This window comes from Burkholderia vietnamiensis LMG 10929 (genome assembly GCF_000959445.1).
Classification (GTDB): domain Bacteria; phylum Pseudomonadota; class Gammaproteobacteria; order Burkholderiales; family Burkholderiaceae; genus Burkholderia; species Burkholderia vietnamiensis.
Map to the genome: position 1 here is coordinate 1,498,917 of NZ_CP009630.1, position 17,363 is coordinate 1,516,279.

The window sequence follows — 17,363 nt, forward strand, 5'->3', positions numbered from 1 at the left end:
TGTTGTCCTCCGTGGTTCAATGGAATCCCCCTTCCTGCCAGGGCACGGGGCGGCCGAAGTAATAGCCCTGGCAGTAGTCGACGCCCAGCGTGCGCAGCATCTCGGCCGTCTCCGGGTCCTCGACGTGCTCGGCGACGGTCCGGTACTGCATCACGTGCGCGATGTCGTTGATCGCGCACGCGATGCCACGCTTGACGTGGTCGGACGTCATGGTCGCGACCAGCCCGCCGTCGATCTTCAGGTAGTCGATCGGCAACTGGTGCAGATACGAGAACGACGACATGCCGGCGCCGAAATCGTCGAGCGCGAACCGGCAGCCGAGATCGCGCAGCTCACACATGAAGCGCGATGCGACTTCCAGGTTGCGGACCGCGCTCGTCTCGGTGATCTCGAAGCACAGCAGCGACGGCTCGAGCCCCGACGCCGACAGCTCGGCCATCACGAACTCGACGAAGCGCTCGTCGGTGATCGAGCGCGCCGACAGGTTCACGTTGTATTCGACGTACTCGCGCCGTTCGAGCCGCGCGAGACGCCGGATCACGTTGCTGACCACCCAGCGGTCGATCATCGTCATGTGGCCGTAGCGCTCGGCGGCCGGCAGGAACACCGGTGCGATCAGCTTGCCGTCGGCGTCCGGGACGCGCAGCAGAATCTCCACGCGCTGCGGCGCGCCGTCGCCCGACTGGATCGGCACGATCGGTTGCGCGTGCAACTGGAACGCATTCGTTTCGAGCGCCGTCTTCACGCGGCGGCTCCATTGCGTGTGATACGCCGGGCGGCCGGCATGCAGGTCGCGCGGATGCGCGACGTGCACGCGATTGCGGCCGCCGTCCTTCGCGACATAGCACGCGAGGTCGGCCATCTGCATCGCCTTCTCGATGCTCGCGGGACGGCACGCGAGATCCAGCAGCCCGATGCTGACGCTGATCTTGAACGGTTCGCCGTCCCACGTGAACGTGAAGGCCTCGAGCTGCGCGCGCATGCGCTCGGCCTTGCCGTCGTCGGGCGCGACGTTGCGGCAGGCCGGCAGCAGGATGCCGAACTCGTCGCCGCCGAGGCGGCCAAACACGTCGCCTTCGTCGAGACAGCCGCTGAACACCGCCGTCGCGTCGCGCAGCAGCACATCGCCGGCCGCGTGGCCGCATACGTCGTTCACTTCCTTGAAGCCGTCGAGGTCGAGCACCATCAGCGCGCCGCCCGCGCCGTCGGCCAGCATCTCGCCGAGGCGCCGCTCGAACCCGGTGCGGTTGATCAGGCCGGTCAGCGCGTCGTGCGACGCCTGCCACGTGAGCCGCTCGATCAGCTGGTGCTCGCGCGTCATGTCGCGCAGGGTCAGCACGTGGCCGACGCAACGGCCCGCGGCGTTGGTCATCTTCGACAGCGACGCGCGCACGGGCACCGCCGTACCGCATACGCGGATCAGGTTGAGATCGCGCGTGAACGTGTGGTCGCCGCCGTTGCAAAGCGTTGCGAGCAGCTTGATCGACATGCCGGTCGACGTGTCGATCAGGTCGAGCACGTCGTTGATCGGCTCGCCGACGCACCGCTGCGCCGTCCTGCCGAGCAGTTGCTCGGCGGCCGGGTTCACGGTCTCGATGCTGCGCGTGAGACCGATCGTGACGATCGCATCGACGACCGAACGAAGCGCGGCGTCGGCAAATGCGAGGCTGCGGTCGAGCTCGGTCTGCATCGACGACTGCTGGCGTTGCGCGCGGCTCGCCCAGCGCACCGACAGCAGGATGATCAACAGCGACGCCACCACGTACGACAGGAGCAACTGGATCACCGCTGAACGGAATTCGGCGCTGAGTTCGTCGGAGAAGCGTTTCGGCAACGGCTCGATGCGCGAGTTGATGTCCCAGAGGTCGCGGTTCAGGCGGCTCGTGCGCGCGACGTCGCCCGCGTGGACCGACTCGCGCAGCGCACCGGCGAGCCGGCGCAGGTCGAGCAGATGCCGGTCCGCCTCGGCCCAGTACTGCAGCGCGGTGTTCACGTGCGCGAAGGAGTTCAGGACCGGATAGAACCACACGACCGCGGTCGCATCGACCGGGTTGATGCCGGCCGCGATCATCGCGTAGCGGGCCACGTCGTAGTCGGCCGGCACGCCGATCATCGCGCGGTGCGCAACGCTGAACGACACAAGTGTCGCGTCCGCGAGCCGGTAATCGTCGAACAGCTTTTCGTCGCCGGTGTCGGCGTAGCGGCTCAACAGGATGACCTCGTCCTTCTGCGCCTTCGACCAGCTGCTTTCGCCGCCGACGTATACGCGCAGCGACATGATCACGACCAGGCTGACGGCCACGAACCCGGCCAGCGTCACGATCACGACGACGACCGGCAGGATGCCGAGCGCCGGGCTCCACGGCCACACGTGAAACGAGCTGCGCTGACTCTGAAACTTCGTACTGTTTTCCATACCTTCACGACCGCTTTCTGGTTCTTCTCGATCCAACCTGCCCGGCGCGTCGCCGGAAATCCCGCGTTCACGCATCCATGCTTCCCGGTGTACTGCGCACCGCCGTTCATGCCGCTGCTGCGCGACGCACAGGTATCGGCTGCGCAGCATCACCTGCAGCCGACGGCTAGACCATTCGCGCGCCGAGCGCCGGTAACGCACCGGCGTCGAGTGCGAGGAGGCGCCGCGTTTCGTCGCGGATCGCCCGATGACAGCCGCAACTCGCTCGTTCGAGGCGCGCGAGATCCGTCAGCACGATGACGCCGCGACGCTGATGAATCAGGTCGAGCGCGTGGATCTGTCGCGTGGTTTCGGTGACGGTCTCGCGGCGCACGCCGAGCATCTGACCAAGCATGCCGTGCGTGACCGGGATTTCGATGCTGCGCGAGCGCTCGTAGCCGATCAGCAGCCAGCGCATCAGTTGATGCCGGATCGTGTGATGGCGGCTGCAGAACATCACCTGCGACGCCTGGGACAGCACCAGACTCATCCGCACGAACACCTGCCGGCGGATCGCGGCCGAGGCGGCGCACGCGTCGGCGAAACGGTGCGTACCCAGCCGATACGCGAAGCCGCCGCCATAGACGACGACCCGGCGCTGCATCGCACTGCCGACGATGTCGTCGCAGACGACGCCTTCTCGGCCGATTTCCGTCACGCCGAGCGTGCCCCTGCCCGACCCCGCGAATTGCAGCGACACACCGGCCGTCACCGGAAAATAGACGGCGTCCAGGTTCTCGCCGGCATCACATAAAAGCTCGCCGGTCCGCAGCGTCGTCAGCCGCAGATGCGGCGCCAGTTTCGAACGGCTATTTCCGTCGAGCGAGGCCAAGAAATGATTGGCGACGAGTGCATCCGGCAACTCGACGACATTGTTTTCCCGATGTGTCACGGCACGCCTCGTACGTTGGATTCCTGCCCCACGGCAACCGCACCTTTCGGTGTTTCAGCGTGCCGGGCTTAACGGTTTATTCAACGCTTTATGTCGCGGCGACGTTGAGCAAAAAGGTATCACGCAGCCCGGCCAATGGGGACGCGCCGCCCCACTACATGAAGTAATTTGACAGTTCGTACGGCTAATGCCTTCTCATTCGAATGAAGATTGGCCAATCTGATTCGCCGAGGCATCAAAAACGGAATGTGAAGTATTGATTTACGTCAATTCATTAATGAAAATGCATCGCGATGCGTTTGCCTCGGAAATAAATATCGTTTCATGGTCCGAAGTTAATGCGGGAAGTGTGCGTTATCGAGCGGTTTGCCGGTCGCATCTGTGGAAGGCAAGCCGCACGCCGGCGCACGCGATGTACTCGGAATGAATGTGACGGCGCACGGCGCCCGTCGGGGCGCCCATCGAACTGCGCCATGAGACAAGCCGGTTTCCGCACGCCCACAGCGGGACGGGAAACCGGTGAATGGGAACGATTGGGCACGGCGCCCGGAGCGGTACACCGTGCGCGATTCAAGTCAACGCAATGTGGCCGGCCGCGGCATCAAGCGCGCGCGTAGGCAAGCAGTTCGTCGTTCAAGCGCTGCGCATGCGTCAGATACAGCGCGTGCGGCCCGCGTTCGTACACGCTCAGCGTCGCGTGACGCACGCGCTGCGCCGTGACCGCGCCGGTCAGGCTCAGCGGGGCGGTCTGGTCGTCGTCGCCGTGAATCACGAGCGTCGGAACGTCGAACTTGTCGAGGTCGGGCCTGAAGTCGGTCTCGGAAAAGGCCGCGACGCAATCGAGCGTGCCCTTCAGCCCGCCCTGCAGCGCCATGAACGACGTCCAGTCGAGCGCGGCGCGCGAGATCGTCGAGTCGGGCCGGTTCGAACCGGTAAACAACGGCCAGAAGCTCTCGAAGAATGCGGCGCGGTCGGCCAGGATGCCGGCACGAATGCCGTCGAATATGGCGATATCCGCGCCGTCGGGGTGATCGTCGCGTCGCGCCACCAGCGGCGTCACCGAACCGACCAGCACGGCCTTCGCGACGCGGCCCGTGCCGTGGCGGCCAATGTAGCGAGCCACTTCGCCGCCGCCCATCGAAAAGCCGACGAGTATCACGTCGCGCAGATCGAGCGTCTCGATCAACGTCGCGAGGTCGTCGGACAGCGTGTCGTAGTCGTATCCCGTCCACGGCTGATCGGAGCGGCCGAACCCGCGCCGGTCATACGCGATGCAGCGAAAGCCGTTCGACGCGAGATGATGCATCTGGACGTCCCACATGTCCGCATTCAATGGCCAGCCGTGAATGAATACGACGGGACGGCCTGCGCCCCAGTCCTTGTAGTGAAGCGAAACGCCGTCGCGTGTCGTGAACGTGCTCATGCCGATTCCTCGGTGGTCGAAAGTTGGTGGCTACCACTGGCCGCCACGGATTCGGGCAGCTGCCCGGTGAGGCTCGCGGCGTGACGATGGCGGTGCAGCGCACTCAACCGCCGGTCCAACCGCTCAGGAACTCGAGCAACAGCGCATTGACGCGCTCCGGTTGCTCCTCCTGCGGGAGATGGCCGCAGCGCGCGATCGGCTCGGCGCGCAGATTGGTCGCCATCGACTCCCACACGGCCTTCATATCGAACATGCCGCCGACCGCGTAGAAGTCCTCGCCCCAGATCGCCATCGTCGGACATGCGATGCGGACGTCGGCGTCCGCCTTGTCCTGCGCGACATCCTCGGCGTTCGCCCGATAGTCGGACATCGCGCCGCGCACGGCGCCCGGCCGCTTGTACGCCTTCACGTAGGTGTCGAAGTCTGCGCCTTCGATCGTGTGCGGGTTGTAGCACCAGTCGGAAAAGAAGTGGCGAAGCCACGGCTCCTCGTTGCCCGCGATCAGCGTCTCGGGCAGGTCCGCGACCAGATGGAACAGAAAGAACCAGTACGCCCGCGCCGTTTCGGGGCGCATGTTCTCCGCCACGATGCGCGTCGGCACGTTGTCCATCACGACCAGCCGGTCCACCCGCTCCGGGTGATCCTTCACCAGGCGCGTCGCCACACGCGCGCCTCGATCGTGGCCGACCAGCGCAACCTTGTCGATGCCGAGCCGATCCAGCAGACCGACGATATCGCGCGCCATGTTGCGCTTGTCGTATCCGGATGCGGGTTTGTCGGTTTCACCGTAGCCGCGCAGGTCCGGTGCGATCACGCGATACGTGCGGGCCAGCACCGGTATCTGATGACGCCACGCGAAACTGGTCTCGGGAAAGCCGTGCAGCAACACGACTACCGGCCCGTTGCCGGCGTCGAGATAGTGTTGGCGGATACCGTTCGCGGTGAGCGTGTGATGCGTGACTTCGACATCGTTCGACGTTTCCATCGGTCGTTCCTTCGAAAAAGGCGCATGGAGGAGCGCCGCTGCGCTGCCGCGTCAGCGGCCCGGTGCAGCGCCGGCATCCGGCACCGGCGATGCGTCGTAGTTGACGGGCACCCAGTCGAAGCCGTCGCCATCCGCTCTGACGTGCCCGAGGCCCGGAAAGGAGACATGCGCGGCGCCGACGAGGTAGCGTCGCTCGGCCACCTCGCGCAGGATCTCGCGACGCGATTCGCGCGCCTGCGGCGGATCGCTGTCGTACGCGACGGTGGCTTGCGGATGCCGAAGCTGAATCGCGGCGACGTGCACGACGTCGCCCCACACGAGCAGATGCGCCGTGCCGCTTTCGACGAGATAGGCGATTTGACCGGGCGTATGGCCGGGCAGCGAGATGGCGCGAATGCCCGGTTCGATCACGCCCGCTCCATCGAACGTCTGGAAGCGCCCCGTGGCGCGGTACGGCTCGACCACCGCGGCCGCTGCGTCGAAGAACGGCGCGAGAAGCGGCGATGCGCCCGGCTTGTTGGCCGGATCGAGCCAATAGTCGGCTTCGGTGCGATTCGCCTTGACGATCGCATTGGGAAACACGGCCGCGCCCTTCGACGCGATTCCGCCGATATGGTCTTCGTGCATATGCGTCAACAGCACTTCGTCGACCTGCTCGGGGCGATAGCCGGACGCGCGAAGATTGTCGACGAGCCGCCCGCAGCAATCGCCGTACAGGCTCCCGGCTCCGGCATCGATGAGGATCAGCTTCTTGCCGGTGTTCACGAGGAAGGCATTGATGGAGCCCTGCACCGGCTGCTCGAGGAATGCGCGATGCAGATCGCCGTCGATGGTCGCGTTCGACACGCCCTTGACCACCTTGTCGATCGGGAACGCATGCGTTCCGTCGGAAAGCGCCGTGACTTCGAACTGGCCCACCATCGTTCGGTAGAAGCCCGGCGCCTGCTTGCCGGCAAACGGGGCGGCGGCGAACGCCGCGACGCTCCAGGCTGTCGCGACGACGGCCAATACTGACGCGACGTGCTTGCGTATCCTTCTCGATCGGTTCCCACGATCAGTCGTCATTACCGTCCTCGGTGCATGCTCAGATAGGACGAGCATAGCGACCGCGCGGCACTGGCGTCCCTAAAGTTCCTGAATCGTTCTGTGCGGTCGGGCTTGACGCGGGGGGCGGGGTCGATCGACACCGCTGGACGACGCCGTGGCCGCTTCAACGGCGCAGGCGCTGCTGGCACGCGACGGGACGTCGGTGAGAGATCGCGAAAGGTGGGGAAAGCGTGTGTGGCGAAAGGCAGCGAACCGCAATCATCGGCCGCTGAAATCCAAAACAGCCGCCGAAACGTTCACTGGCTGCCTGAACTGCCAAGATCCCGCCGGGATCGGTACAACGAAACCGCCCGGCGCCTGCCCGACCGGCTCGGTCAGGCAGGTGCCAAATGATGGCGCCGGGCGGCGTACGGCTTACTGCTTCGACTGTCCAGCAAGACGCGCCTTCAGCAGCGTCAACAGCAGCTGATCCCGCTCGGAAGCGAGCGTCTGGAAGTCACGGCCACCCACTTCCTCACGCAAGCCCGCGATCATCTTTTCGCGCACTTCCTGGGTGAATTCGAAGTCGCCGAGCGGCGTCCACCAGGTGACGAGCGGGCCGGCAAACTGATTGTAGAAATGTTCGATGCCGCCTGCGCCGCCGCCGAGATGATTCAGCATCACCGGCCCCATGACACCCCAGCGCAAGCCCGGCCCCCACGAGCAAGCCGCATCCGCATCGGCCACGCTGACCACGCCTTCGCTGACGAGCGACATGATTTCGCGAACCAGCACACCCTGCAGTCGGTTGGCGACGTGGCCAGGCACTTCCTTGTTGAGCCGGATCGTCTTCTTGCCGAGCGCGGTGTAGAACGCGTCCGCGCGATCGATCGCCTCGGCAGCGGTCCGCTTGCCCGCGACGAGCTCGACCAGCGGAATCAGATGCGGCGGGTTGAACGGGTGGCCGACGATGCAGCGCTCGGGATGCCGTTCGCAACCCTCCTGGATGTCCGTCATGGTCAAACCCGACGAGCTGGTCGCGATAATGACGTCCGGACGCAGCATCGCATCGAGCTGACGATACAGTTCGTGCTTGAACGGCAGACGCTCCGGACCGTTTTCCTGGACGAAGTCGACATCGGCAAGGTCGTTCATATCGGTCGTAAACGTCAGGCGCGCCTGCGAGCCGCCCGGCACGACGGCGCCCAGCGTTTCCATCGCAGGCCACGCCTTTGCGATGTACTCGCGCAAGGATTTTTCCGCGCCCGGCGCGGGATCGGTCGCCACGACGTCGAACCCCTGAGCCAGAAACAACGCACTCCAGCTGGCTCCGATGACCCCGGTACCGACTACCCCGATCTTCCGAATATTCTTGCTCATATGGCGACTCGCAATGACTGATAGAGAAATTGGCGCGACGCCGCAGACCGCCGGCGTGGTCTCACCTACTCTCGTGGACCGTGGACCGCGCAGCATGCTGCATTCGGGGTGGGTCAGCGAGCCGGACGGCAGCCTGCATCGAAACGAGTCGATTGCGTCGCGCCTCAAAGTCTAGTCGAGCAGAACCGCGACGCTCCAATACTTTGTGGCACCGACCCTATGCCTCGGCGCTATACTTTCGCGATGGAAATCCGACACTTTCGATATTTTCTGGCGATCGCCGAGGCGGGGAGTTTTGCGGAAGGGGCCAAGCGACTGTGCATTGCCCAGCCGTCGCTGACGCGGCAAATTCGGGCGTTGGAGGACCAGCTTGGTTGCCCGTTGTTCGTGCGGTCCTGGCAAGGCGTGCAACTGACGGATAGCGGCGAAATCCTGCTCAGGGAAGCCCGGCTCGCCGTCGCCCAGTTCGACCTGGCGCTCAAGCGCACGCGGGAAGGCAAACAACATCCGCGGAAACTCGCTCTCGGCATGATTCCCGGCACGGAAGACGAACTAATGGGGCGCATCTCGGCCGCCCTCGGTCCCGAGTTGCAGGACATCGCGATCGACGTTCACAGCAAGCTGCATCTCGATCTGATTCGCGCGCTGGAAAACGGCCGCATCGACGCGGCATTCGTCCGCCAGGGCGATATCGGTCCGGAATGGACGAGCCGGACGGTCCAGGCCGAAGACCTGATCGCCATCCTGCCTCGCGGGCACGCGTTGCTGAACAAACGCCGCCTGTCGCCGGCCGATCTGTCCAAAGAACGCATCATCGCGGTGGCCGCGGCCGCCGCGCCCGCGCTACGCGCAACCATCGACGCATTCCTCCATCAGGACGGCACCGCGCCCGCAAAGCCGCCTCTCGAGGCCGACGGAATGTTGAGCATTTTCTCGCTGGTCGCCGCGACCGGACTCTGCAGCCTCGTGCCGAGCCATTTCGCGCGCATGCTGCCCAAGGGGATGGCTACGCGACGCCTGACCGCATTTGATAGCAGCCGGCTCAATCTCGTGCTGGCCTATGCGGGCAATCGCGCCTCGCCGATCGTGTCGCGCCTCGCCGCGCAGATGGGCGCAACGGTCAACTGAATCGAGCCTGTCCCGACCGGACGCAACGTTCCGCATCATGCCGGCGAAAGATCGCGCGGCGCCCCATCCCCGATCACTCGTTGCATCGCACGCAGCCGAAGCGCCATGCGATGACCGAATTTGCATGTCGGGTTGAGCAACGCGGAATTCAATTTCCTCCAGGCATGCAATTCATAAAAAGAATTCAATTTATTTAAGAAAAATCGAAATCTAGACTGTTCACAGCCGGGGTTACCTGATGCCTGTTTCCGGTGCGAGCGACGCGGGCTCAGCGCCCGCAGATCCGGCGCACCACCCTCGCCTCTCGAAAGTTTTGCCGACCAAGGACCCATTGTGAACATCAGCGACGTCAAGCAACGCGCAGTTTCGATTCCCCTCACCAGCCCGACCTATCCGCAAGGCCCGTACAAATTCGTCAATCGCGAATTCCTGATCGTGACGTACCGTACCGATGCGAAGAAACTTCGGGAGCTGGTTCCCGAACCGCTCGAAATCGACATGGACAATCCGCTCGTCAAGTTCGAGTTCATTCGCATGCCGGATTCCAGCGGCGGATTCGGCGACTACACGGAATCGGGGCAGGTCATTCCCGTGACGTACAAGGGCCGCCGCGGCACCTACACGCACGCGATGTTCCTCGACGACCACGCACCGACTGCCGCCGGCCGCGAGCTGTGGGGTTTCCCGAAGAAAATGGCGAAGCCGTCGCTCGAAGTCGACACCGACACGATCGTCGGCGAACTGCGCTACGGCAAGGTGCTGGTGGCGAGCGCGACGATGGGCTACAAATTTCAGGAGCTCGACGCTCAAGCCGCCAAGGCGACCATCGAGGCGCCCGGCTATCTGCTGAAGATCATCCCGCACGTCGACGGTTCGCCGCGCATCCTCGAGCTGGTCGAATACCGCTGCCAGGACGTCACGATCAAGGGCGCCTGGACCGGCCCGGTCGGCCTCGAGCTGTTTTCGCACGCGCTCGCACCGCTGAAAGACCTGCCCGTGCTCGAGATTCTCTCCGGCACGCACATCCTGGCCGACCTTACCCTCGGCCTCGGCCACGTCGTTCACGATTACCTCGCCCATCCGTCCGCGCACCACGCGCACAAGGAGGCCGCCGACGCCCTGGCGTGAATGAGCGAGCGAGGCGCACACTCCCGGGCGTGCGCCTCACTGCCGGCGACATCGTGACCATCGCGCACCGCTGCAATCCGACGCGCATTTGCACTTCGGGCGATAATCCGTCGGTCCAATCATCGCCAAGAAGTGCAATGGACTTGAAGGCATTTCGCTATTTCGACGAGATCGTCAGGCAAGGGAATTTCGGCAAGGCAGCCAAGCGCCTTCCGCTGTCTCAACCGGCACTGAGCAAAGCGATTCGACTGCTGGAAGACGAACTGGGTGTCACGCTGCTCGAGCGCGGCAGACGCGGCGTCGCCGTCAAGCTCACGTCTGCCGGCGAAGTCGTTCTGCAACATGCGAGAGCCATCCTGGCAGAGCGCGAGCGGATGCAATTCGATCTCGACGCGCTGCGCGACCTCGATCGCGGCGAACTCCGTCTGGGACTGCCACCGGTCGGTAGCGCAGAGTTGTTTGCCGCTCCTTTGGCGGAATTCCGCGAGCGATATCCAGGCGTGTCGATTCATCTGCACGAACATGGCAGCGCCGAACTGGAGCAAGCCGTGCGAGACGGCGAACTCGAGCTCGCGGCAACGATGCTGCCGGTGCGCACCGATCTGCAAGCGATGTTCATCCGGCGCGAGCCGATGGTGCTCGCGGTACCTCGCGGCCATGCGCTCGAAACGCACGTCCGTGTCCACCTGCATGAGCTGAATGGCGTGCCGTTCATCGCGCTGAATGAAGGATTCGCATTGACGCGCAGGCTGCGCGAAGCGTGCATTGCCCAGGGTTTCACGATCAACGAAGTCGCGCATAGCGCCCAGCCGAATTTCGCACTTGCGCTCGTCGCGGCGGGTTTGGGCGTGACGTGTCTGCCGCGGCTGGTCGCGCGCCGACACGGCAACGCCGGCGTGCGCCTGATCGATCTGGATGCGCCCGGACTGGAATGGCGTGTCGCGATCGTGTGGCGCAAGGGCACGACGCTATCCTGGGCCGCACGTGCGTGGCTCGACCTCATCAAGCCGGACGATGCCGGAGTTCCCCTCGACTAGCGACGCAAGCCGACAATCGCGGCGCGCCACGTCGGCCGACGACCCACCTGCCAGGCCACGCCCTCGCCCGCATCCGGCATTGCGGCCCGCTGCGTCAGCGTCCACGAATCGCTGCGCCGATCATGGTCACCGATATCTCGCGCGCTTTCCTTCCAGAGTCACATGAAGATGGATTTTTTCGCTGCAATTGGCATATTCGTACGCGTCGTGGAGTCGGGCAGCTTTACCGCCGCCGCCCGGCAAGTGAATGGCTCGACCGCCCAGATATCGCGCGCCGTCGCATTTCTTGAAAGACAGCTCGGGGTCCGCTTGCTCAACCGCACGACGCGTCACATCGGCATGACGGAAAGCGGCGAACGCTACTTCAAGCGCGCGAAATCGATTCTTGCGGACATCGAGCATGCGTCGGCCGAAGCGCGGAACCGGCTCGCAAAGCCGTACGGAAAGCTGCGGGTACACGCGATGCCGAGTCTCGGGTTACGTTACCTGACGTCCGCGATGGTTCAGTACCAGGTGTCGAATCCCGACGTCAAAATCGAACTGACGCTGTCGGAACGATTCCCGAACCTGATCGAGGACGGCATCGACGTCTCGCTGATGGCAACGGCCGACTTGCCGACTTCGAGCTATGTCTCGAAGGCGCTCGGCGGCAACTACAGCGTACTTGTCGCGTCGCCGGACTACGTGCAGAGAAGCGGCATGCCGTCGACGGTCACGGACCTCGCGGCACATAGCTGCCTCACCTTGAACGCGCCGAACTCGGCTCCCGAAAAATGGCGTCTGCACGGCCCGGACGGCGAGCATGCCCATCTGGTTCAGGCCTCGCCGTTTCAGGTCAACATGCCGGATGCCATGCGCTTCGCGCTGCTCGCGGGCGCCGGCATCGGCCCGCTGACGCTGCATTCGGCGATCGACGATCTTCGCCGCGGCACGCTGGTTCGGGTCCTGCCGGAATATCGCGTCAATGCGCTGACGGTGTATGCGCTCTATACGTCGAAGCGCTATCTGGATGCGAAGGTCAGCACCTTCGTTCAGCATCTGCACGGCATCGCCTTGCCCGCGTTCGAACCCCTCGACACGCTCGTCGCGGCGAATCGCTAACGAGAGGCGCCGGCAATCAGCCGGCCTGCCGACGGGCCTTCCACGGCTGCTGGCGGTATGTCGCCGGCGTGCTGCCTGTCCAGTGCCGGAAGGCGCGATAGAACGCCGTCGGATCGTCGAAGCCGACACTATTGGAAACGGCCTCGATCGAATCGTCCGAGCGCGTCAGCCGATAGATCGCAACGTCCCGCCGCACGTCGTCCTTGATCGCTTGAAAACTCGTGCCGTCGTCCGCCAGGCGTCGTGCCAGCGTACGCACCGACACGTGCAATTCCCGCGCGACCGTCTCGATCGTCGGCATGCTCGGCAACGCATTCTCGATCAACCGGCGAACGCGATGACAAGCCATCTGCTCGGCAAATGAAGTGAAGATCCAGTCTTCCGGCGCGCGGCGCAGGAACTCCTCCAGATCCGGCTTTCGTCGGGAAATCGGACGATCGAGGTAACCGGCATCGAAGAAGAGGCAGGTCTTGTCCCTGCCGAACCGCACCGGTCCGGGAAACAGGTACAGCAAGTCCCCCGACTGCGTCGGCCGAAGGAATCTGAATGAAACTTCGCGCAGCGCGATCTTCTGCCCGATCAGCCATGACGCGACGCCATGGACGAGCTTCAGCATCAGCTCGCTGCCCAGCGCGCTGACCGGCCGACCATCCGGATCAGGAATGAATTCGACGCAGGCGAGCGCGCCCTCTCGCCACGACGCGAGGCGAAAATCGTCGAGTATCAGGCGAAAGAACTGACCGATACGGTTCAACGCGACATCGAGCCGGGGTGCATCGATCAGACTGAGGCAAAGATATTTCAACAGCCCGCTTCTTAAGGGACGACTGAAAATGCCCGGCATTTCATCGTCCAGCTCCGTCGCCAGCAGGCGATACAGCGTCGCGAACTGCTGCTGCGTCACGCGCGCGGCCGGCTTCTCCAATAGGTGGGCCGGGATGCCGGAGCGTTCGGCAAGGCGCACGACGACTTCGCGTTCGGCCCCGGCCAGAAAGCCGTTGACCACCGAGATCGGGACTGTGGCCAGCGGATAGGTCGAAAAGCTGTCTAGCACGGTATCGAATGTTTTCTTGCCACTACGTTCGAAGGCGATGGCGTGCAAGGTGCTGCGGCATGGTCGACAGCCGACGGATGGCGTGTCGACGGCCGGCTCCTCCATCGCGCTACCGCGACAGAGGAGCCGGGGAGCTTGCGCTCACTGGCTACGCAATGCCGTCGTCAGCCCAGCGCGCTCACGAGCTCCGGCACGAGCGTGAACAGATCGCCGACGAGGCCGTAGTCGGCCACGCTGAAGATCGGCGCTTCCGGATCCTTGTTGATCGCGACGATCACCTTCGAATCCTTCATGCCGGCCAAGTGCTGGATCGCACCCGAGATGCCGACCGCGATGTACAGCTGCGGCGCGACGATCTTGCCGGTCTGGCCGACCTGATAGTCGTTCGGCACGTAGCCGGCGTCGACCGCCGCGCGCGAAGCGCCGAGTGCTGCCGACAGCTTGTCCGCCAGCGGCTCCAGCACCTTCGTGTAGTTCTCGCCGCTGCCCAGACCGCGGCCGCCCGACACGATGATCTTCGCGCTGGTGAGTTCCGGACGGTCCAGCTTCGTCACTTCACGGCTCACGAACTGCGACTTGCCGGCGTCCGCCGCCGCTTCGATCTTCTCGACCGCTGCGCTGCCGCCAACGGCCGCCACCGGATCGAAACCCGTGGCGCGCACCGTGATGACCTTGATCGGGTCGCTCGACTGCACCGTCGCGATCGCATTGCCTGCGTAGATCGGACGTTCGAACGTATCGGCCGAATCGACGGCCGTGATGTCCGAGATCTGCGCGACGTCCAGCTTCGCGGCGATGCGCGGCGCGACGTTCTTGCCGTACGCGGTCGCCGGCGCCAGGATGTGCGAGTAATCCTTCGCGATGTTCAGCGCGGTGGCTTCGACGTTTTCCGCCAGGCCAGCTTCCAGCTGCGGCGCGTCGGCCAGCAGCACCTTCGACACGCCTGCGATCTTCGCTGCCGCGTCGGCGGCTGCTTGCGCGTTGTGGCCCGCAACCAGCACGTGAATGTCACCGCCGATCTTCGCTGCCGCTGCGACCGTGTTCAGCGTCGCGGCCTTGATCGACGCGTTGTCGTGTTCTGCAATTACCAGAATCGTCATTTCTTTCCGCTCCCTCTTACAGCACCTTGGCTTCGGTCTTCAGCTTCTCGACCAGCGTCTTCACGTCCGGCACCTTCACGCCGGCCGCGCGCTTCGGCGGCTCGGCCACCTTCAGCGTCTTCAGACGCGGCGTCACGTCCACGCCGAGGTCTTCCGGCTTGACCGTTTCCAGCGGCTTCTTCTTCGCCTTCATGATGTTCGGCAGCGTCACGTAGCGAGGCTCGTTCAGACGCAGGTCGGTCGTGACGACCGCCGGCAGCGTCAGCGACAGCGTTTCCGCACCGCCGTCGACTTCGCGCGCGACCGTGGCGCGGCCATCGGCGACCGTGACCTTCGATGCGAACGTCGCCTGCGGCAGACCTGCCAGCGCGGCCAGCATCTGGCCCGTCTGGTTCGAATCGTCGTCGATCGCCTGCTTGCCGAGGATCACCAGTTGCGGCTGCTCCTTGTCGACCAGCGCCTTCAGGATCTTCGCGACGGCCAGCGGCTCGACGCCGTCGGTCGACTCGACCAGGATCGCGCGGTCCGCGCCGATCGCCAGCGCCGTGCGCAGCGTTTCCTGCGCCTGCGTCACGCCCACCGAAACCGCGACCACTTCGGTCGCCACGCCAGCTTCCTTCAGGCGCACCGCCTCTTCAACGGCGATTTCGTCGAACGGGTTCATCGACATCTTCACGTTCGCGATGTCGACGCCCGTGTTGTCCGACTTCACGCCGACCTTCACGTTTGCATCGACGACTCTCTTTACTGCTACAAGGATCTTCAAGCCATTCTCCTGAATTTCAACATTGCCGCATGCCATCCAGCGGCAACTCGTGCCGTCCGGCGCACCGATGCGCCGCCGGCTGTCGCGGATCCGCGCCGATACCGCTCATAAGCGACCGGATATCGACGCAGGCTATCCGCCTAAAAATGGACGTCGCTCGACCCGCAGCGCACTGCCCGCTACGCATCCGTCACATGTTCGGATAATTCGGCCCGCCACCGCCTTCCGGCGTGACCCACACGATGTTCTGCGTCGGGTCCTTGATGTCGCAGGTCTTGCAGTGCACGCAGTTCTGCGCGTTGATCACGAGGCGGTCGCTGCCGTCGTCGTTCTTCACGAACTCGTATACCGCTGCCGGGCAGAACCGTCCCTCCGGCCCAGCGTAGGTGCGCAGGTTCACGTTCACCGGCACGCTCGCGTCCTTCAGCGTCAGATGCGCCGGCTGGTTCTCCTCGTGGTTCGTGTTCGAGATGAACACCGACGACAACCTGTCGAACGTCAGCTTGCCGTCCGGCTTCGGATACTCGATCGGCGTGCATTGCGACGCGGGCTTCAACATCTCGTGGTCCGCATGCTTGTGGTGCAGCGTCCATGGCACGTTGCCGCCCAACAGCTTTTGCTCGATGCCGACCATCAGCGTGCCCAGGTACAGCCCCTTCGCCATCCACTGCTTGAAGTTGCGCGCGCGGTGCAGCTCCGCATGCAGCCAGGATCGCTTGAATGCGTTCGGATACGCGCTGAGCTCGTCGCCGCGGCGGCCCGTCTGCACTGCATGGAACGCGGCTTCCGCCGCCAGCATGCCGGTCTTGATCGCCGCGTGGCTGCCCTTGATGCGCGACGCGTTCAGGAAGCCTGCGTCGTCGCCGATCAGCGCACCGCCCGGGAACACCGTCTTCGGCAACGACAGCAGCCCGCCCGCGGTGATCGCGCGCGCGCCGTACGACACGCGCTTGCCGCCTTCGAGGAACGTACGGATCGACGGGTGCGTCTTGTAGCGCTGGAACTCCTCGAACGGCGACAGGTACGGGTTCGTGTAGCCGAGGCCGACCACGAAACCGACCATGACCTGGTTCTTGTCCATGTGATACAGGAACGAACCGCCGTAGGTGTCCGACTTCAGCGGCCAGCCGGCCGTGTGGATCACGAGGCCCGGCTTGTGCTTCGCCGGATCGATCTCCCACAGCTCCTTGATGCCGATGCCGTACGCCTGCGGATCCGCGTTCGCGTCGAGCTTGAACTTCGAGATCAGCTGGCGGCCGAGATGGCCGCGACAACCCTCGGCGAACAGCGTGTACTTCGCGTGCAGTTCCATGCCGAGCTGGAAGTTCTCGGTCGGCTCGCCGTCCTTGCCCACGCCCATGTTGCCGGTGGCGACGCCCTTCACCGAGCCGTCGTCGTTGTAGAGGATCTCCGCGGCCGGAAAGCCGGGGAAGATCTCGACGCCGAGCCCTTCGGCCTGCGTGCCGAGCCAGCGCGTGACGTTGCCCAGCGAAATCACGTAGTTGCCGTGATTCCTGAAGTTGCTCGGCAGTGCCCAGCTCGGCACGGCCTTGGCGTCCGTCTCGCTCAGGAACAGGAAGCGATCTTCCGTGACCTCGACGTCGAGCGGCGCACCCAGCGCCGCCCAGTCGGGGATCAACTCGCTGATCGCGCCCGGGTCCATCACGGCGCCCGACAGAATGTGCGCGCCGATCTCGGAACCCTTCTCGAGCACGCACACACCGATCTCGGCGCCCTTCTCCTTGGCCAGCTGCTTGAGCCGGATCGCCGCCGACAGCCCTGCCGGGCCGCCGCCGACGATCACGACGTCGTACTCCATCGATTCGCGCGGACCATACTGTTCGACGAGAGCGGCCTGGCGCGCCGAGCGGCAATCTATTTCGTTCAT

The 17,363-nt window shown here is 64.5% G+C and carries 14 protein-coding genes; 4 read left to right on the forward strand and 10 right to left on the reverse strand.

Annotated elements, in window-relative coordinates:
- Positions 1 to 16: 16 nt before the first annotated feature.
- The 6 genes from AK36_RS06685 to AK36_RS06710 form a co-directional block, all read right to left on the reverse strand.
- On the reverse strand, positions 17 to 2,416 hold the full coding sequence (locus AK36_RS06685; protein WP_034193789.1) for a putative bifunctional diguanylate cyclase/phosphodiesterase: 2,400 nt from the start codon (positions 2,414 to 2,416) through the stop codon (positions 17 to 19).
- 166 nt (positions 2,417 to 2,582) lie between these two features.
- Complete coding sequence (locus AK36_RS06690; RefSeq protein ID WP_045578145.1) at positions 2,583 to 3,347, reverse strand: Crp/Fnr family transcriptional regulator; 765 nt, start codon at positions 3,345 to 3,347, stop codon at positions 2,583 to 2,585.
- Positions 3,348 to 3,948: 601 nt separating this feature from the next.
- Positions 3,949 to 4,770: an alpha/beta fold hydrolase gene (locus AK36_RS06695; protein ID WP_011881883.1), complete on the reverse strand. Its 822-nt coding sequence runs from the start codon at positions 4,768 to 4,770 to the stop codon at positions 3,949 to 3,951.
- Between the two features lie 103 nt (positions 4,771 to 4,873).
- On the reverse strand, positions 4,874 to 5,755 hold the full coding sequence (locus tag AK36_RS06700; protein ID WP_045578146.1) for an alpha/beta fold hydrolase: 882 nt from the start codon (positions 5,753 to 5,755) through the stop codon (positions 4,874 to 4,876).
- A 51-nt stretch (positions 5,756 to 5,806) separates the two neighbouring features.
- Entirely contained in the window at positions 5,807 to 6,820 is a 1,014-nt protein-coding gene (locus AK36_RS06705; RefSeq protein WP_011881881.1) for an MBL fold metallo-hydrolase, read from the reverse strand.
- A 396-nt stretch (positions 6,821 to 7,216) separates the two neighbouring features.
- The gene (locus tag AK36_RS06710) at positions 7,217 to 8,161 is read right to left on the reverse strand and encodes a 3-hydroxyacyl-CoA dehydrogenase NAD-binding domain-containing protein (RefSeq protein ID WP_011881880.1); all 945 of its coding nucleotides are present in this window, start codon (positions 8,159 to 8,161) and stop codon (positions 7,217 to 7,219) included.
- A 243-nt stretch (positions 8,162 to 8,404) separates the two neighbouring features.
- Here AK36_RS06710 and AK36_RS06715 point away from each other — a divergent pair, with 243 nt between their 5' ends.
- From AK36_RS06715 to AK36_RS06730, 4 genes are all read left to right on the forward strand, one after another.
- On the forward strand, positions 8,405 to 9,289 hold the full coding sequence (locus AK36_RS06715; RefSeq protein WP_011881879.1) for a LysR substrate-binding domain-containing protein: 885 nt from the start codon (positions 8,405 to 8,407) through the stop codon (positions 9,287 to 9,289).
- A 333-nt stretch (positions 9,290 to 9,622) separates the two neighbouring features.
- A complete protein-coding gene (locus AK36_RS06720; protein WP_011881878.1) occupies positions 9,623 to 10,417 on the forward strand; it encodes an acetoacetate decarboxylase in 795 nt (264 codons plus the stop codon).
- 137 nt (positions 10,418 to 10,554) lie between these two features.
- Entirely contained in the window at positions 10,555 to 11,454 is a 900-nt protein-coding gene (locus AK36_RS06725; RefSeq protein WP_014725162.1) for a LysR family transcriptional regulator, read from the forward strand.
- Positions 11,455 to 11,616: 162 nt separating this feature from the next.
- Complete coding sequence (locus AK36_RS06730) at positions 11,617 to 12,555, forward strand: LysR family transcriptional regulator (RefSeq protein WP_014725163.1); 939 nt, start codon at positions 11,617 to 11,619, stop codon at positions 12,553 to 12,555.
- 16 nt (positions 12,556 to 12,571) lie between these two features.
- Here AK36_RS06730 and AK36_RS06735 read toward each other — a convergent pair whose 3' ends face one another.
- The 4 genes from AK36_RS06735 to AK36_RS06750 all read right to left on the reverse strand — a co-directional run bounded on the left by AK36_RS06735 (position 12,572) and on the right by AK36_RS06750 (position 17,363).
- Entirely contained in the window at positions 12,572 to 13,714 is a 1,143-nt protein-coding gene (locus AK36_RS06735) for an AraC family transcriptional regulator (RefSeq protein ID WP_014725164.1), read from the reverse strand.
- Between the two features lie 59 nt (positions 13,715 to 13,773).
- Positions 13,774 to 14,709: an electron transfer flavoprotein subunit alpha/FixB family protein gene (locus AK36_RS06740; protein ID WP_045578147.1), complete on the reverse strand. Its 936-nt coding sequence runs from the start codon at positions 14,707 to 14,709 to the stop codon at positions 13,774 to 13,776.
- A gap of 16 nt (positions 14,710 to 14,725) precedes the next feature.
- Complete coding sequence (locus AK36_RS06745; RefSeq protein ID WP_045578148.1) at positions 14,726 to 15,475, reverse strand: electron transfer flavoprotein subunit beta/FixA family protein; 750 nt, start codon at positions 15,473 to 15,475, stop codon at positions 14,726 to 14,728.
- A 190-nt stretch (positions 15,476 to 15,665) separates the two neighbouring features.
- The gene (locus AK36_RS06750) at positions 15,666 to 17,363 is read right to left on the reverse strand and encodes an electron transfer flavoprotein-ubiquinone oxidoreductase (RefSeq protein WP_014725166.1); all 1,698 of its coding nucleotides are present in this window, start codon (positions 17,361 to 17,363) and stop codon (positions 15,666 to 15,668) included.

What these genes read in the sequence shown, in the direction of transcription:
- AK36_RS06685 (WP_034193789.1), bottom strand. Translation starts at nt 2,416, where the DNA reads ATGGAAAACAGTACGAAGTTTCAGAGTCAGCGCAGCTCGTTTCACGTG.
- AK36_RS06695 (WP_011881883.1), bottom strand. Translation starts at nt 4,770, where the DNA reads ATGAGCACGTTCACGACACGCGACGGCGTTTCGCTTCACTACAAGGAC.
- AK36_RS06700 (WP_045578146.1), bottom strand. Translation starts at nt 5,755, where the DNA reads ATGGAAACGTCGAACGATGTCGAAGTCACGCATCACACGCTCACCGCG.
- AK36_RS06705 (WP_011881881.1), bottom strand. Translation starts at nt 6,820, where the DNA reads ATGACGACTGATCGTGGGAACCGATCGAGAAGGATACGCAAGCACGTC.
- AK36_RS06710 (WP_011881880.1), bottom strand. Translation starts at nt 8,161, where the DNA reads ATGAGCAAGAATATTCGGAAGATCGGGGTAGTCGGTACCGGGGTCATC.
- AK36_RS06715 (WP_011881879.1), top strand. Translation starts at nt 8,405, where the DNA reads ATGGAAATCCGACACTTTCGATATTTTCTGGCGATCGCCGAGGCGGGG.
- AK36_RS06725 (WP_014725162.1), top strand. Translation starts at nt 10,555, where the DNA reads ATGGACTTGAAGGCATTTCGCTATTTCGACGAGATCGTCAGGCAAGGG.
- AK36_RS06730 (WP_014725163.1), top strand. Translation starts at nt 11,617, where the DNA reads ATGAAGATGGATTTTTTCGCTGCAATTGGCATATTCGTACGCGTCGTG.
- AK36_RS06735 (WP_014725164.1), bottom strand. Translation starts at nt 13,714, where the DNA reads ATGGAGGAGCCGGCCGTCGACACGCCATCCGTCGGCTGTCGACCATGC.
- AK36_RS06740 (WP_045578147.1), bottom strand. Translation starts at nt 14,709, where the DNA reads ATGACGATTCTGGTAATTGCAGAACACGACAACGCGTCGATCAAGGCC.
- AK36_RS06750 (WP_014725166.1), bottom strand. Translation starts at nt 17,363, where the DNA reads ATGAACGAAATAGATTGCCGCTCGGCGCGCCAGGCCGCTCTCGTCGAA.